This is a genomic window from Sphingobium sp. S6 (assembly GCF_905120495.1).
GTDB lineage: Bacteria > Pseudomonadota > Alphaproteobacteria > Sphingomonadales > Sphingomonadaceae > Sphingobium > Sphingobium agri.
Genome location: NZ_CAJHOG010000022.1, coordinates 1 through 15,980, shown reverse-complemented (window position 1 = coordinate 15,980; position 15,980 = coordinate 1). Strand labels below are relative to the sequence as shown.

General features: G+C 59.3%; 12 protein-coding genes and 1 pseudogene. 1 reads left to right on the top strand and 12 read right to left on the bottom strand.

What is annotated here, in order from left to right; all coding sequences use genetic code 11:
• Nucleotides 1-18: 18 nt before the first annotated feature.
• The 4 genes and pseudogenes from SPHS8_RS19580 to linX form a co-directional block, all read right to left on the bottom strand.
• On the bottom strand, nucleotides 19-1,176 hold the full coding sequence (locus SPHS8_RS19580) for an FAD-dependent oxidoreductase (RefSeq protein ID WP_021246209.1): 1,158 nt from the start codon (nucleotides 1,174-1,176) through the stop codon (nucleotides 19-21).
• Between the two features lie 428 nt (nucleotides 1,177-1,604).
• Nucleotides 1,605-2,075 carry a hexachlorocyclohexane dehydrochlorinase gene (gene linA, locus SPHS8_RS19575; protein ID WP_013040172.1) on the bottom strand — a complete coding sequence of 157 codons (471 nt, stop codon included), beginning with the start codon at nucleotides 2,073-2,075 and terminating at the stop codon, nucleotides 1,605-1,607.
• Nucleotides 2,076-2,135: 60 nt separating this feature from the next.
• Nucleotides 2,136-2,875: pseudogene (locus SPHS8_RS19570) on the bottom strand (SDR family NAD(P)-dependent oxidoreductase).
• Between the two features lie 282 nt (nucleotides 2,876-3,157).
• A complete protein-coding gene (gene linX, locus SPHS8_RS19560; protein WP_007682029.1) occupies nucleotides 3,158-3,910 on the bottom strand; it encodes a 2,5-dichloro-2,5-cyclohexadiene-1,4-diol dehydrogenase LinX in 753 nt (250 codons plus the stop codon).
• 367 nt (nucleotides 3,911-4,277) lie between these two features.
• Here linX and SPHS8_RS19555 point away from each other — a divergent pair, with 367 nt between their 5' ends.
• The gene (locus tag SPHS8_RS19555; RefSeq protein ID WP_007682027.1) at nucleotides 4,278-5,516 is read left to right on the top strand and encodes an acyl-CoA dehydrogenase family protein; all 1,239 of its coding nucleotides are present in this window, start codon (nucleotides 4,278-4,280) and stop codon (nucleotides 5,514-5,516) included.
• 134 nt (nucleotides 5,517-5,650) lie between these two features.
• Here the strand turns inward: SPHS8_RS19555 and gorA are convergent, their stop codons facing one another.
• The 8 genes from gorA to SPHS8_RS19515 form a co-directional block, all read right to left on the bottom strand.
• A complete protein-coding gene (gene gorA, locus SPHS8_RS19550; protein WP_007682024.1) occupies nucleotides 5,651-6,997 on the bottom strand; it encodes a glutathione-disulfide reductase in 1,347 nt (448 codons plus the stop codon).
• Nucleotides 6,998-7,035: 38 nt separating this feature from the next.
• Nucleotides 7,036-8,028, bottom strand: a complete 993-nt coding sequence (locus SPHS8_RS19545) for a molybdopterin-binding protein (protein ID WP_007682023.1) — start codon at nucleotides 8,026-8,028, stop codon at nucleotides 7,036-7,038.
• The gene (locus SPHS8_RS19540; protein ID WP_007682022.1) at nucleotides 8,025-8,966 is read right to left on the bottom strand and encodes an XdhC family protein; all 942 of its coding nucleotides are present in this window, start codon (nucleotides 8,964-8,966) and stop codon (nucleotides 8,025-8,027) included. The genes SPHS8_RS19545 and SPHS8_RS19540 overlap by 4 nt, the downstream gene beginning before the upstream one ends.
• 170 nt (nucleotides 8,967-9,136) lie before the next feature.
• Nucleotides 9,137-11,671 carry a TonB-dependent receptor gene (locus SPHS8_RS19535; RefSeq protein ID WP_201516814.1) on the bottom strand — a complete coding sequence of 845 codons (2,535 nt, stop codon included), beginning with the start codon at nucleotides 11,669-11,671 and terminating at the stop codon, nucleotides 9,137-9,139.
• 117 nt (nucleotides 11,672-11,788) lie between these two features.
• Nucleotides 11,789-12,028 (bottom strand): lipoyl domain-containing protein, encoded by a 240-nt coding sequence (locus SPHS8_RS19530; RefSeq protein WP_007682525.1) that lies wholly within the window; start codon nucleotides 12,026-12,028, stop codon nucleotides 11,789-11,791.
• Complete coding sequence (locus tag SPHS8_RS19525) at nucleotides 12,025-13,008, bottom strand: alpha-ketoacid dehydrogenase subunit beta (protein WP_013040175.1); 984 nt, start codon at nucleotides 13,006-13,008, stop codon at nucleotides 12,025-12,027. Before SPHS8_RS19525 ends, SPHS8_RS19530 begins: the two co-directional genes overlap by 4 nt.
• Nucleotides 13,001-13,927, bottom strand: a complete 927-nt coding sequence (locus SPHS8_RS19520) for a thiamine pyrophosphate-dependent dehydrogenase E1 component subunit alpha (RefSeq protein ID WP_021222909.1) — start codon at nucleotides 13,925-13,927, stop codon at nucleotides 13,001-13,003. Before SPHS8_RS19520 ends, SPHS8_RS19525 begins: the two co-directional genes overlap by 8 nt.
• A gap of 41 nt (nucleotides 13,928-13,968) precedes the next feature.
• Nucleotides 13,969-15,612 carry an AMP-binding protein gene (locus tag SPHS8_RS19515; RefSeq protein ID WP_059153310.1) on the bottom strand — a complete coding sequence of 548 codons (1,644 nt, stop codon included), beginning with the start codon at nucleotides 15,610-15,612 and terminating at the stop codon, nucleotides 13,969-13,971.
• Between the last annotated feature and the right edge of the window lie 368 nt (nucleotides 15,613-15,980).

Genomic DNA, 15,980 nt, shown 5'->3' with positions numbered 1-15,980 from the left:
TCGGCGCAGAGCGACAGCCTACCTCTGACTGCCGCCAATCTTTGCAACAGAGCCGTTGGGATCATAATGTTGATGTACGCGCGCACGGTCATGGTAATTGCGCTTCTCGTTGAAGACACGATTCCCATAGCGATTGACAATGAACATGCTGTCGCCCGGCGGAATCCATACGTCGCTTGGCACGCTTACATATTCCAGCGCCTCTTCCAGCACGATCTCGGCGCGCCAGGCGCTTCCCATATTGCCAAGCTTCGCTCCAACAGCCCCGGCAATCGATACAAAGTCGCCAGTATTGGTCGGCACCCCGCAACCGCCATAGACCGGCCCTGTCTGATGGAGATTGAGCATTTCGCGATTATAGGTGAACCCGCCCGTTGCGAAGATCACGCCTTTGCGCGCGCCAAAGGAAACCTCCTTCCCGTCGTTCAGCGCCTCGACGCCGAGCACCGCGCCATCCCCGTCGGTAACCAGGCGGACAACCTGGTGGCTGGTGAGCAGGGGAATGCCATAAGCGTCGATGCGCGCCTTGATCTGGCGCATCAACTCCGCGCCGAATCCTGGCGACCCATCAGGCTTGATGGGTCCGAGGCACCGTCCGCGAGGCACCTTATTGTTGCCGTCGAGCACGCCATAGTCAGGCAGATCGGTTCCCTGGCCGTCGGGAAGGACATGAAAGCGGCCTATCTCGGCTGCCTTGATTTCCCGCAACATGTCCGTCATCGGCGACGCGTTGTCGTAAAACGCCTCAAGCAGTTTGTAGACATCCTCACCCAGGCCGAGCGTCGGTGAATTGCTGTCGAAAAGATGCGGATATGAATAGGCAGCGCAATAAGCCAGGAGCGAAGCCTTTGGATCCTCGATCCCCCGCTCCTTCAGCCTGAAATTATTGGGCACCCAGAAAGCCCCACCGGATTTCGCGGACGTACCGCCATATACCGGCGCTTTTTCCAGCATGAGGACCTTCGCGCCGTCCTTGGCAGCCGCAAGTGCGGCAACCGAGGCGGCCGCGCCGCTGCCGACCACGACTATATCCGCGATTTGGGTCCACTGCCGGCCCACCGCGGCAACAGCCGGAGCAGATGCCGCAGCACCCAGGGTGGAAACCGCCAGCCCCGCGCCGCCGGCCTGGATGAAAGCGCGGCGAGATAACCGCGATCGCTCTGCCGATTGCTTCAAGAATGCCCTCCACCGGTCGAACGACCCAAAGCCGCCGACCGTCTCTCCTGCGTCGAAGTCAATGCTCCGCCCTTCTTTTACCGAAGCGAGATCACGTCGCACCTCGATACAAGGAAAGGATAGATTACCAAATGGTCACATGTCAACCGCGCCTGATCTCCGCATCGGCAAGCACGAGAAGGCAAATGGGGCCATCCCGAAACATCTTTCGATGGGCGGCGCTCATGCTTCTAACGGACCAGGCGGGCGAAATTGCAAGCCCGATCGGCAATGCTGAATGGGGGGCCACCATTCGGCGCCAGGTGCCCCGGCGTGACTCATCTCCAATCGCGAGTCGCGTTGTGTTTGAGTTCTCCATCCATATAAAATTGGGCATCCACACGACAAGCGTCATGTGAATGCCCAACTAATCACTTGTATATATAAGATTATGCGCCGGACGGTGCGAAATGAATGCCGGGCGGTGCGAAATGAATGCCGGCCAGCGGGGTGAAATAGTTCGTGCATGCGTTGCGCTTAGAGAACTTCCACACCCCGTCACGGCGCTCATACTCATCCGTGAAGACCGCAGCGATAAGAATCGACTGATTACCTTCGACGAGATTTCCAAGGAGAAGGACGTCGCCAATACCATTTACCTTGTCCGCGCTCACAAATTCCAAGCGCAGATTGGTTCCATAATGAATACATTCGTGAAACATTGGCCAGAGTACGTTATTGGCCAAATCGAGGGCGCCTTCCGGGCCCTTGTAGGTGCCGATTCCCTCAATGGTCCACTCTGCATCATCCCACCAAATAGAAGCGAGACGGCCCTCTTGGCGCTTGTCTACGGCAATGAGCTTGTCAGAGTAGAGGTCCTGAATCGCGGCCCGGCTTGCAAGTCTGTCTAGATCACTCATTTTGTATCTCCTAGTTGAATATAATCCCGTAATCTTAGCAGGATCGAGGGCATCAAGGATTTAGGCCGCAGAAGACCAGCCGCCATCGATGAACAGTTCCGTTCCAGTAACATATTTAGCTTCGTCTGACAGAAGATATAGCGCCCCATAAGCGATATCGTTCGGCTCGCCAAGATCGCCCATCGGGATCTGCGCTTTGTACCATTCAACCTGCTCGGGCGTGACGTTCGCCTGCATCGGCGTCTTCATGCCACCAGGAACGATGGTGTTCACCCGCACCCCTTGCCCGACATATTCCAGCGCAGCCACCTTGGTCATCGCGCGTACCGCAGACTTGGTCGCCGCATAGCTGATCAAGCCAGGCTCACAGATGACGCTGACGAGCGAACTGATGTTTAGGATCGCACCATTTCCCGACTTCGCAATTTCCGGCGCAACCATCTTCAGGCCCAGGAAAAGCGCAGTCTGGTTGACCGCGATCATCTTGCTCCAGCCTTCGAGCGTCTCGTCCTGGATCATCGCGCCGTGGATGATGCCCGCGGTGTTGTAAAGCGTCGTGAGCTTCCCAAAGGCCCCAACCGCCGCCTCGACAGCCCCCGCCCAGCTCGCAGCATCGGTGATATCCAGCCGCACGATAGGGCCTCGCCCCCGCTTTCCTGAATCTCGGCCACGACCTTGTTGCCCATTTCGACATTCAGATCGGCGACGACGACCTTGGCGCCCTCCTTGGCAAAAAGCCGAGCCTGCGCTGCACCCAGGCCGCTCGCCGCGCCCGTTACGAGCGCGACTTTTCCTGCCATTCTGTTGCTCATCCTGTGCCTCCTAAATAGCTTGAGCGCGCAATTCAGACCCGCGTCGCTGAGGGTTCTTTTTTCCGATGCACAACAACTGGGCCGATCACCGGACCTTGATCCAAGCACAATTACCAGTTGGTAGTCAAGCTGGATTCTGAGGAACCGGACCGAAAAGTGAGACTAAATGTCCAAGTCCCCTGGCCCGCTAATGCTGCCCCTTTGCGCGCGGCACGCAGCCGCGCGCTTTCACTTTCTAATGCTGTGTTTTCACAAATAATATCAATGAGTTCAAACACCCACGGACCAGCCTCCGTCAATCGGCAGATCCACGCCAGTAATATATTTCGCCTCGTCAGAGGCCAGAAAAAGCGCGCCGTTGGCAATGTCGATCGGGTCACCGAGCTTTCCCATGGGGATCTGGCTTGTCTGCTGCTTCAGCACGTCAGGGGGGACATTCGCCGTGATCGGCGTGTTCATTCCGCCGGGCACGATCGTATTCACCCGAACGCCGCGGTCCACAAACTCCAGCGCCGCCGCCTTGCTCATGATGCGCACGGCCGCTTTGGTGGCACAGTAGCTGGCATTGCCGGCGGTGGGAAACATGCCGATCAACGAACTGATGTTGATGATCGAGCCATTGCCCGACTTCACCAGCTCGGGGATTGCCGCCTTGATTCCGAGGAAGATAGCAGTCTGATTGACCGCCACCATCTTGTTCCAGCCTTCAATGCTCTCCTCCTCGAAGCCGCCAGGATGAATGATACCGGCAGTGTTGGATAGAGTCGTAAGCCCGCCAAAAGCCTCGACGGCAGCGGCAATCGCATTATTCCAGCTCGCCGCATCGGTAACATCCAACCGAATGAAGAGCGCATCGCCACCAGCAGCCCTGATTTCGGCTACGACGCCCTTGGCCATCTCTTCATTGAGGTCGCCGATTACGACCTTGGCGCCTTCTTCCGCGAAACGCTTCGCCTGAGCGGCGCCGAGCCCGCTCGCTCCACCCGTGATGAGCGCAACCTTGCCTGCGAGTCTGTTAGCCATTCTTCATCCTCCGAAAATGCTCAACTGCGCGAATTGACTTCGCTTCAGCCTTGACCACATCGCCAGTGGCCCCATGTGCCTGGCACCAGCCTGAAAGATCAGAGCATACTTACCACATGGTTACAAGCCTGCTTTGCGAGAGGACGAAATGCCCTCTTGTCCAGCCGGGGCGAAAGGCGCTGGTTCATACTCTATGTTCTACAATGGCTTCCTTTACAGCGTTCGCGGCCTGCAATCTCCGACTCGAAGTGAAAAAGCCTACGCAGATGGCGCATGCCCTCCTTTTATCGAATCGCTTGGATCATGCAGGGGTTAATGATAATTACCATGTGGTCATCATGCCCATGGGCCAGATAAGGACTGCAATATGAATTTCACGATGTCGCCCGCGGAAACCATGTGGCGTGATCGGGTCCGTAATTTCATGAACGATGTGGTTCGGCCCCATGATGAGACCTATGCCGCGCAGCAGGCTAGTGGAGAGCGGTGGAAGACTCTGCCGATAATCGAGGAATTGAAGGAGCGCGCGAAAGCGGACGGCATATGGAATCTTTTCATGCCGCCGCTGGCCGGCCACAATCCCGTCGACAGCAGCTTCGAGTTCGTCGCTCCGGGCCTTACCAATCTGGAATATGCCTCCTGCGCGGAAGAGATGGGCCGCATCGAATGGGCGTCCGAGGTGTTCAACTGCTCCGCGCCCGATACCGGCAACATGGAGGTCCTGCACCGCTATGGAACTCGCGAGCATAAGGAGCGCTGGCTCCGGCCGCTGATGGAGGGGAAGATTCGCTCGGTCTTTCTGATGACCGAGCCGCGAGTCGCATCCTCTGACGCCACCAATATCGAAACCTCCATCGTTTGTGACGGCGACCATTATGTGATCAACGGCCGCAAATGGTGGTCTTCGGGCATAGGCGATCCTCGATGCTCGGTCGGCATTCTCATGGGAAAGACCGATCCTGATGCCCCGCGCCATGCTCAGCAGAGCATGATCCTCCTGCCGCTCGACACGCCGGGGGTTAAGGTTCTGCGAATGCTTCCTGTGTTTGGCTATGACGATGCGCCTCATGGTCATGGCGAAGTCGAGCTGAAGGATGTTCGCGTTCCGGTCGAGAATATGCTGCTCGGCGAGGGGCGCGGCTTTGAAATTGCTCAGGGGCGATTGGGGCCAGGCCGAATCCATCACTGTATGCGCACGATTGGCTTGGCCGAGGAAATCTTGAAGAAAATGGTGGAGCGGCTCCTTTCGCGCACTGCCTTTGGGAAACGCCTAGCAGAGCATTCCATCTGGGAGCAGCGGATCGCCGAAGCACGGACGTCACTTGAAATGACCCGCCTCCTATGCCTCAAGGCCGCCGACGTGATGGACAAGCTTGGGGCCAAGGCAGCACAAGCGGAAATCGCGATGATCAAGGTGGCGGGGCCGCATATGGCGTTGAAGATCGCCGACGATGCGATCCAGGCGCATGGCGGCGCGGGCGTCGCCGACGACTTCGGCCTTGCGCGCGCCTATGCACATCTCCGCACAATGCGCCTGGTGGATGGGCCGGATGAGGTTCACAACCGCGCGATCGCTCGCCTCGAAATGCGCCGCTATCGTCAATAGTTGAATTGCCGACCCTGTTATTCGGTCGCAATGACCAGCTAACGGCCTGCCGGTCGCGTTCAGGCGAACGGCAGGCCAAGCGCATGACCGACGCAGCGCCCAGGCGCATACGTCGGTAGCTGGCAACCCAAGCCCTACCGCATCAGCACCAGTTCCTCGGCCATAGAGGGATGCAGTGCTACGGTATCGTCGAACTGGGCCTTGGTGAGCCTCGCCTTCACCGCGATCGCGGCGGCCTGCAGGATTTCAGGCGCGTCGGGGCCGATCATGTGGATGCCGACCACCACGTCGGTCTCAGGATGGACGACCAGCTTGTAGAGCGCGCGCTCGTGGCGGTCGGCGAGCACATTCTTCATCGCCCGGAAGTCGGAGGTGTAGACCTTGACCTCACCGAGCTTGTTGCGCGCCTCGGCCTCGGTCATGCCCACGCCCGCCATCGGCGGATGGCTGAATACGGCGGACGGGATGCAGCCATAATCGACCCGGCGGGGATTATTGCCGAACACAGTGTCGGCAAAGGCCTGGCCCTCGCGGATCGCGACCGGCGTCAGCTGCACCCGGTTGGTGACGTCGCCCACCGCATAGATGCTGGCGCAGCTCGAGCGGTTGTCGTCGTCCACCTTGATCGCGCCCTTGGCGTCGAGTGCGACGTCGGCCGTCTCCAGCCCGAGATTTTCGGTATGCGGGCGTCGGCCGGTGGCGAATAGCAGCATGTCGGCCGGGATCGGCTCATGGCCGGTCATGTGCACCAGCAGCGAGCCGTCCGGTTGCTTGTCGACCTTCTCGAAGGCGACGTGGAATTTGAACTCGATCCCCTTGGTCATCGAGATCTGGAGCAGCCGGTCGCGGATCTGCTCGTCATAGCCGCGCAGGATCACGTCGGTGCGGTTGACCAGCGTCACATGCGCACCAAACTGGTGGAAGATGCCGGCAAATTCATTGGCGATATAGCCCGCCCCTGCGATCACCACGCGCTTGGGGAAGGTATCGAGATGGAACACTTCATTCGAGGTGATGCCATGCTCGGCCCCCGGAAAATGGGGTACGATCGGCCAAGCGCCGGTTGCGATCAGGATTTTGCCGGCGGTGATCGTCTGGCCCGAGCCGAGCAGCACCTCATGCGGCCCGGCGACGGTCGCCCGCTCGCGGATGATCTCGACCTTATTGTTGCCGAGCGTCTCGGTGTAGAGACCTTCGAGCCGCGAGACCTCGGCGAGCACATTGTCGCGCAGCGCCGACCAGTCAAATTCGCAATCGGGCACCTTCCAGCCAAAGCGCCGTGCATCCTGCAGATCCTCGGCGAAATGCGAGCCATAGACGAGCAGCTTCTTGGGCACGCAGCCCCGGATCACGCAGGTGCCGCCCACCCGATGCTCCTCGGCGACCGCCACCCGCGCGCCATAGGCTGCCGAAACCCGCGCCGCGCGCACTCCGCCCGAGCCCGCCCCAATGACGAACAGATCATAGTCGTAGGTCAACATCCAATAATCCCAACCAAGTAAGTGTTGTTTTTCTACAGCTAGAGGGCGCGCGCATCGAGTCGTCCGCCTCCATCCCCGAGCAGACCGCCGACTCCCATGCCGGCGATCACATCGCTATCCACGCCGAACCCAGCGAAGAGCCGCTCCAATATCAGATCAACTCCATTACGCAGGGGGCTACGTGCACAACCCGGCAACCCAATGACAGCCCGCCTGCGCAACCAACCGAGGCACAGGAGATTGCCGGGATCGACCGGCATTCCCACCCGCTCCACGCGCCCGCCCGCTTGTCGAATGGCCGCGGGGACCACATCTTCGCGGTCGGCCGTCGCCGATGCCGCCATGATCAGCACAAGATCCGCCTCCGAAGAGTCCGCGAGCAAATTGGTTAGAGCCGCTTCATCATGATCGCAGATCCACACATGATTCAAATGTCCGCCAAGCCTCTCGACTCGCTGCCTTATAACGGTTTCGGTCTTGGCGAGAAGCTTGAGGCTTACGCTGCCTAGACTGGTTTGCACGAGATTGACCGAGAGGGGCCCGAATGCAGCTATACGGACCTTGCAACCATCCGCGACTTGCCCCGCTGAGACAAGTTCGGCTCGGGGCACCGCATAGGGAATTATCTTGACGGTGCCTACCACGTCGCCCGCGCGCACCGGCGTCATCGGCGCGACGGCGGCGAATGTGATCGCCTCCGTTGCCCGATTGAGCTTGCCTATGCCGTCGGGTGCATAAACGAGAAGGCCGTTCGTCTCGGCGATCAGATCAGCCCGCCCATGGACGGGAGGTTCGGCGCGGACATGATCTCCGGCCAGCCTCTGCGCAATCGCCATCGCGACATCATTTTCACCAATATCGTCCGTATCGAGCCGAGCAACGGTGAGCGCTTCCAATCCCGCATGCCGGACCGCCGCCAGATCATCGCAATCGAGCACGCGCCCTTTTGGCAAGCGGCGTCCCGGAATCGAGAGGCTATGGGCCAGGATCGCACCCTCGGCCTCTTCCAGCGATACCCGTCCAAACCTCACTTCGAGCTCCGCAAGACTGTCGTCATCTCGGCCAGGATGGAAACGGCGATCTCGGCTGGTCCCGCCGCACCGATTGGGAGCCCTGCCGGCCCATGGATGCGGGCGAGCTCCTTATCCGTGAAGCCGGCGGCGCCGAGCCGCTCGAGCCGGGCAGCATGTGTTTTTCGTGATCCCAATGCGCCGATATAGAAGGCCGGCGAGTTCAGAGCGCGCGCCAGCGCCGGATCATCAAGCTTTGGATCATGCGTCAAACTGACTACCGCGGAGCCGCCGTCCGGGCGCCAACGATCAAGCGCTTCGTCGGGCCAATTCTCGTCTACAGGTTGATCAAATCGGGCAGCCGCCGCGAACATGCCGCGCGGATCGATAACGGTTGTCTCATAGCCCGCAAGGCGCGCCATCGGGACGAGCAGCTGGGCGATATGAACCGCCCCCACGATCGCGAGACGACGGCGCGGAGGATAGAGATTGAAGAACCATTCCTTCAGAGGGGCCGCATTCTCGCGGGTCGCACCGCTTGTCAGATCCGTCGCCAGACCCAGCGGCAAACCCTGCGCCCGTGCATCAACGATACGCTCGATCAGCGCAGGCGGAAAATGTGCCCCATCGACGGTCTGTAACAGGATGGAGATTCGGCCGCCGCAAGCAAGTCCCACCTCCCAGGCCTGCGCGTCAGCCACGCCATAATCCAGGCGACGAAAGCCGCCCCCTGCCGCAATCAATTCGAGAGCCTGAACGATGACGTCGCCTTCGACACAACCGCCGCTGACGGAGCCTTCGAAAATTCCGTCGTCGCGGATCACCAGATGGGATCCCGCCCGCCGAGGCGCCGACCCCCAGGTCTCGATCACTGTGGCAAGCGCGACATGACGGCCCGCCGCAAGCCATAGCGCCGCGGCATCTATCACGACATCCAGGTCATCCGCTGCCTCAGCCATGATCCCATTCTGATCCAAAAAATGCTGAACTTAAAGGATTACGGCCGGAGCGTCCGAAAAATCGGATGCTCCGGCCGTATCCATTCAATGCACCACCGGCTTCATGCCGGCAGAGGAGGGGAGATCCCAGGCCAATCTCGACAGACCAACCCAAGATCCTCCGATCAGCTTTAGAAACGGAAGCTGGTCTTTACTCCGTAGGTGCGTGGCATGGCCGCATACCGAACCGCCGTATCGTACAGGAACGCTACGTTGTTCCAGTAATATTCGTTGGTCAGATTCTTCACCCAGAACTGGACCTGCCATGCATTGTCCGCATCCTGAAGTGCAATGCGAGCATCAACGGTGGTAAACGGCTTGATGTAGGTTACCGCCTTCGTCACCGCATCATGACCGATCGCAGCCTGCGTGCTGCTGTTATAGGTCAGGCTGGCACCCAAATTCACTGCCAGGCTGGCGCCAAGCGGAACGGTATAGTCGGCGTTTGCACTCGCATTCCATTTCGGAGCGAATGGCACCCGGTCGCCGGCAAAGTCAGTAAATACCCCGTCGGAATTCAGATCGGAGTATTTTTTGATCTTCGCGTCGACATAGGTCACCGCGCCACTGAGGTTGAGGCCATCGACCGGCCGCCATACGATGGCCAGCTCACCGCCCTTGACGGTGGACTTAGGCACGTTGTCGAGTGCGAACACGATGCCGAAAGGCGGATTATCGAAGAAGCCCATCAGCTGCTTGTTGCGGTAGTCATAGTAGAAGCCAGCACCGGTGAGCAGCACCGAGCGGTCGAACAGCTCCTGCTTGAAACCCGCTTCGTAGGCAATGACCGATTCCTGAACGACCGGACGATATTGACTGACAGTCGCCGCCCCAACCGTTGGGAAGCTGCCTGCCTTATAGCCCTTGGTCACGTTCGCGTAAAATAGCGAACCAGCCACCGGCTTGAAGTCGACGCCAACCTTCCAGGACAGATTATCCTCATTGAGGTTGGTATCGCCGAGGATGCTCTCAAAGGCATCCGGCCGTTGCCCATTCTCTACACCGATAAGTGGATTGCCGTTGGCATCCGTCAGCGGGTCGATCGCACTGGTGCAGTCACCCGGCTGCAGGGGGGTCGATGCTCCCAGGCCCACCAGGGATCTGGCGAACGTGTGGATAATGTCGAACAGCCTGCGCTGGGCGTCGTCGCCATGTATCGGGTCGAAATTATTATCAAAGGTACAGCCGACGAAATGGCGCTTGCTGTTCGTATAGCGAAGGCCACCCTTCACCGTGATGGTGTCTGTCACATCGAAATCGACGTTTCCAAAGAACGCATAATTTTCGATCGTCTGCCGGCTGAAATCCGATGCTCTGGAAAATGGCACCGGCAGCAAAGTGCTCGTCCCGTCTATCTGAGAGAAATTCGAGACGATGCTATCTCCATAGGAAAGCTTGCTTAGCTCATAGACTTTGCTGTGCTGATAATTAGCACCGACGGTGACCCGCATGCGCGATGCGGCGTCGTTCGACAGGCGCAATTCCTGGTTGAAGTCACGAATATATCCGTCGTTGGCGACATAATCATAGTCTTGCACCGCAGTGCCGTCATTCGCCGCCCGGCTATTACGCTTATAGTCCGAATAAGAAGTGATCGAGGTCAGGGTCAGATTATCGGTCACGTCATAGTCGGTACGCAGCGCGGCATTATACATTCTGTCGTCACGGAAAGGTTCAGCATCCGCGGACCAATCGGCGGCGCGCGCCTTGCGCGGCGCATATGGCGTCACCAATGTACCCGTTTCGAAATTATAAAGCTGAGGGCTCAAAAATTGCTCCTGCCCCGCCGTGGCAGGACGCAGGAAGATGTACTGCCCGATCTGCGGCTCGCTGCCGTCATGCCAACCACTCAGGCTGGCCATGAAACTGAGTCTATCGGTGGGCTTCCAGTCTAGAGTGATACGGCCAGCGAATTCCCGCCGCTTCCCGAACTCGTCACCTGGACGAGAGAAGTAATTTTTCTGCCACGATCCCGCATAAGTGCTGCGGCCAGCGAGCCGTATATTGAGCGTGTCGGTCACAGGTCCACTGATGAAAGCTTCGCCTTCAACCGTGCTAAATCGTCCATAGCCAAGGCTGAACCCGCTCGTCAGAGTGTCGGTCGGCTTGTTGGCGATGTAGTTGATCGCGCCGCCGGTGGAATTCTGGCCGAACAGAATGCCCTGCGGACCTTTCAGTACCTCAACACGCTCCATGTCCAAACCGACCCCGATGCCGGGCAGCGCGGAGAAGCTGAGAGGCGCCTGGTCGACATAAACGCTAACCGCAGGCGATGCCGCCAGAGCGGTATCGAAATAGCCGACGCCACGCAGCGTGAACACCGGGGTGCCGAATGCCGACCGCGCATAGGTCAGACCCGGGACGGCCTTGGTCAAATCCTGGACGCTGCTGATACCCTGCTTGACGAGCTGATCGCCACTGACCGCCGCAATCGTGAGGCCGACCTTGTTGATCGATTCAGCGCGCTTGCTGGCGGTGACGATGATCTCGCCGGCACCCAGACTTTCACTCTGCGGCGCTTCGGCGGCTGCGGATTGGGCAGCAGGCTGCTCCGCCGGAGCCTCGCTCTGGGCGAATGCGGGCGAACAGAAGCAAAGAAGCGCGACGCCCGATGCGTATAAGTTAATGCCGTGCCGTTTCGTTGTGCTTTCTGGTCTGACAATCATAACCATCCCTCCCTAGATATGACCGAAGTATCGTTTCGCGCTCTTAAACATTTTTTCTTCGGTCGCGTTGAAAAACTATCCGTGTCTCCTGCCCACTTCACTCCGGTGTCAGGACAATTATTTCGTTTCTATTCGGCAGACTGCCGCTCCAACAGCAGCATCATCACCTTCAGAAACCAATATTTCAATGAGAGTTCCATCGCACGGGGCTTCCACCTCGGACGTCACCTTTTCGGTTTCCACCTCATAAAGGATGTCACCGAGAGCAAAGTCTGCGCCCAGCTGTACGTGCCAGCGAGCGATCGTGCCTTCTTCCATGTTCATGCCAAACATCGGCAACTTAAGCGACATCTTCATGCAACGTCTCCATCGCGTACAGCCGCGCGGATCGCAGCCTCAACCATAGCCTCATCAGGGATCACCGCATTTTCGAGATGGGGCGCGAACGGGATCGCCACATCCTGCACGGTGACCCGGCGCACGGGACCACGCAACGAAGCAAAACCCTGTTCGGCGACGATAGCGGCAATTTCACTTGCGGCGCTGCATGTAGCACGCGCCTCATCGAGGATTACTAGGCGCCCGGTCTTGCGAACCGAGGCCAGGATCAGCTCCTTATCGAGCGGGAAGAGCGTCATCGGATCGACAACTTCGACCTCGATCCCCTCTTCGGACAATGTCGCCGCTGCGCGCATTGCATGACGCACCATCACACCGATCGCGACCACCGTGACATCGCGACCCTCGCGCTTCACCGATCCCTTGCCGAGCGGCACGACATGATCGCCATCGGGCACTTCTCCTTGCTCGCCGCCGCGGCGGGTGGGCAGCAGGAAGAGGACCGGATTATCCTCACGGATGCTGGCCTTCATCAAACCCTTGGCGTCGGCTGGCGTGCTGGGGATCACGACCTTGATGCCGCCAAGGTTCATAACGCCTGGATAGGGTGCATCGGAATGCTGGGCGCCAGATGAGCGGCCGGCACCTGTAGATGCCAGGTAAACGAGCGGCAGCTTGAGCTGGCCCGCCGTCATATAGCGAAGCTTGGCGGCCTGGTTCGCGATGGAGTCAAAGCCGGTATAAAGGAAGTTGCCATACATCATGTGGCAGATCGGGCGATAGCCGGCCGCTGCCATCCCAACCGCCATACCGGTCATGACAACCTCGGAGATTGGCGTGTTGATCACCCGCTTGCCCCCGAACTTGTCGAAGAGGCCGCGTGTATCGCCGAACAAGCCGATCCTGACATCCTCGCCATAGAGGATCACACGATCGTCGCGCTCCATTTCTTCATGAAGCGCTTCGTTGACAGCATGGATGAGGCGCCGCTTAGCCATTGGCGAACATATCCTCAAAAGCACGGGAGACAGGGGGAAGAGGATCATTCAAAGCATCGGTGATGGCGCTTTCGGTAACGCCCTCGACCCTGGCCCGGATAGCGGCCACGTCCTTTTCCAGATCCTCGGAGACGAGAAATTCTTCCAGCCGGCTAATCGGATCGCGCTGCTTCCAGCTCTCGACTTCTTCCTGGGTGCGATAAGGCGCTGCAAGGAAGCTTTCTTCGGATTCGACATGAGTCCGCCAGCGATAGGTACGAGCCTCGATGAGCGTGGCCCCTTCGCCTGAGCGCGCCCGCGCAACCGCCTCGCCAACGACCCGCCATACGGCGTGGACGTCATTGCCGTCGACCAGCGCGCCGGGCATGCCAAACGGTTCGGCGCGGCGCCAGATATCGCCAGCGTTCACCGTCTCATAAGGGGAGAATTGAGAAAATCCGTTATTCTCGCAGACCAGCAACAGTGGAAGCTTCCACAGGGCGGCGATGTTCAGCGCCTCGGAAATGACGCCCTGGCTGGACGCACCGTCACCGAAAAACACCACGGCAACCCGGCCCTCGCCGTCAAGCTGCGCGCCGAGTGCCGCACCGACCGCGAGCCCTACGCCACCGCCGACAATGCCGTTGGCGCCCAATATGCCCTTCGAGACGTCGGCAACATGCATCGAGCCGCCCTTGCCGTGGCAAATGCCGGTCTCTTTGCCCATGAGCTCCGCCGCCATAGCGCGCGGATCTCCGCCCTTCGCCAGGAAGTGACCGTGCCCGCGATGAGTGCTGGCAACCCAGTCGCTGTCGTCAAGATGTGCGCAGACGCCGGTGGCCACCGCTTCCTGGCCAATATAAAGATGCACATTGCCAGGAAGTTCGCCGGCTTTCCCGAGGTCACCAAGCCGCTCCTCCATCCTGCGGATAAGCAGCATGCGCTCAAAAAGCCGTAATGACCGTTGAAGGTCCGGACCATTCATAAGGACGCCTCCGTGGGCTGAGCCTGCGCAACCAGGCGATCACGCAGGATATTCTTCTGGACTTTGCCCGAAGCCGTGCGCGGAAACGCGTCGACCATCTCCACGCGCTCCGGCCATTTCTGTCGCGCTAGCCCTTGCTCCCCGAGGAAGCTGCCAATGTCGGCGACGGAAACGGGCGCATCCGCAATCACATAGGCGCAGACCCCTTCACCCAGCCTTCCATGCGGCATCGCCACCACTGCGACGTCGGTGATTGCAGGATAGCGATGCAGCGCATCTTCGATTTCCTGAGGGCTGATATTCTCGCCCCCGCGCACGATAACATCCTTTTTACGGCCGCTCACCGCCAGGAAATCGCCAAATTCGATCCGTCCGAGATCACCCGTGCGGAAGAAGCCGTCCTGATCGAACGCATCGTCCGTCAGCGCTTGATCGGTATAGCCCAGCATCACCTCCGGGCCGCGAACAAGGATCTCTCCTTCCGCCCCCTCGCCCAGCAACGCTCCCGTCGCTTCGTCGATGATCCGCACTTCATTGTTGACGATGCGCCCGTCCGTGGTCGCGCCAAGCTCAAGCTCTTCGACGCCCCGGACACCCAGCGTGACCGTTGGCGCCTCGCTGCTTCCGAAGGCGCGCGATATGGCGCACCCCGGGATCGCCTGCGCCGCCCGGCGCACAAGTTCCGGCGCAACCGGCGCCCCGCCGCAGATAAACAAACGCATCGTGGGGAGCAGAGCCCCGGCCGACACGACCGTATCCGTAAGTTCCCTGAGGAAGGGAGTTGCGCCAACGCTCATCGTTACGCCGTGCCGCTTGATCAGCTCGACCGCCTCAGAGGCGTCCCATCGCTCCATCAACACCGCGGCACAGCCGGTGACGAAACCCATTTCGAGCGCGTAAAGATAGCCGGTTATATGCGTAACCGGCGAGGGCATCAGCACCACATCGCTCGCACCAAGGCCCCAATAGTCCCGAGCGGCAAGGAGCTCGGCCATTAAGCTATTGTGGCTGTGCAGAACGCCCTTGGGATGGCTTGTCGTGCCCGATGTATAGAGCAGCAGCTTGACGGCATTGGGATCGGGATGGCCGCTTGCCACGTCAGGCGCGTTTGAAGCGAGAAGCTCCTCATAACCAAGACAGCCCTCCGCCTCACCCCGGACGGTAACGATGGTGGCAAGATCGGGAAGGCCCGCCTGAAGCGCGCGCGCCATATTGACATAATCGAAGCCACGGAAGCTCGTCGGCACGAACAGAATCTTAGCACGGCCGTCGCGCAGGATGTAGCCGACCTCCGCCTCGCGATAGATTGGGATGATGGGATTGCAGACAAAGCCGCCGATACAACAAGCCAGGTTGATTACCGCGGTTTCGAGCCAGTTGGGAAGCTGGAAGCTTACCACATCGCCCGGAACTAGGCCACGCGTGGCAAGTACCGCAGCAATCTTTCTTGCCTTGGTAACAAGATTACCCAGATAAAGCGAGCGATCGCCCTCAATAAATGCGAGCATGTCAGGCTTTTCGATCACCAGACGCGCAGCGATATCGGCGATCGACTCATTCCGCCATGCGCCTGAAGCTGTGTAGTTGTCGATCATCGCGTCGTTCAGACGGGTGATCCAACCGCTCACGTCCTTTCGCACGTCTATCCCCTCACTCGCGAAACACACCGACCACGAGCTTTCCCGATTCGTCTTCCGTACATGGGAAACTAGCCTGCCAACCCGCTCACGCAGGCCCCTGGCAGCATCCGATCCATCCGTTCAGCATTTCCGGCCGGATGGCCCCAACTTGCACGGCGCTTATCGTCTCTGCGTCTGTTTGAAACTTTAGGTCACCGTTTGGTCATTTGTCAATAGCCCTATGCGCCACAAACATCGCCAAAAAGAAGCTACGTAACGACCAATTCCCAACTCCTGCCCGCCGGCCACAATGCTGCAAGCGCACATGCAACAAGGGGTGACTACACGAAAGTGACGTATCTGCACGCTAAGGGCGAACGGATAGCGAA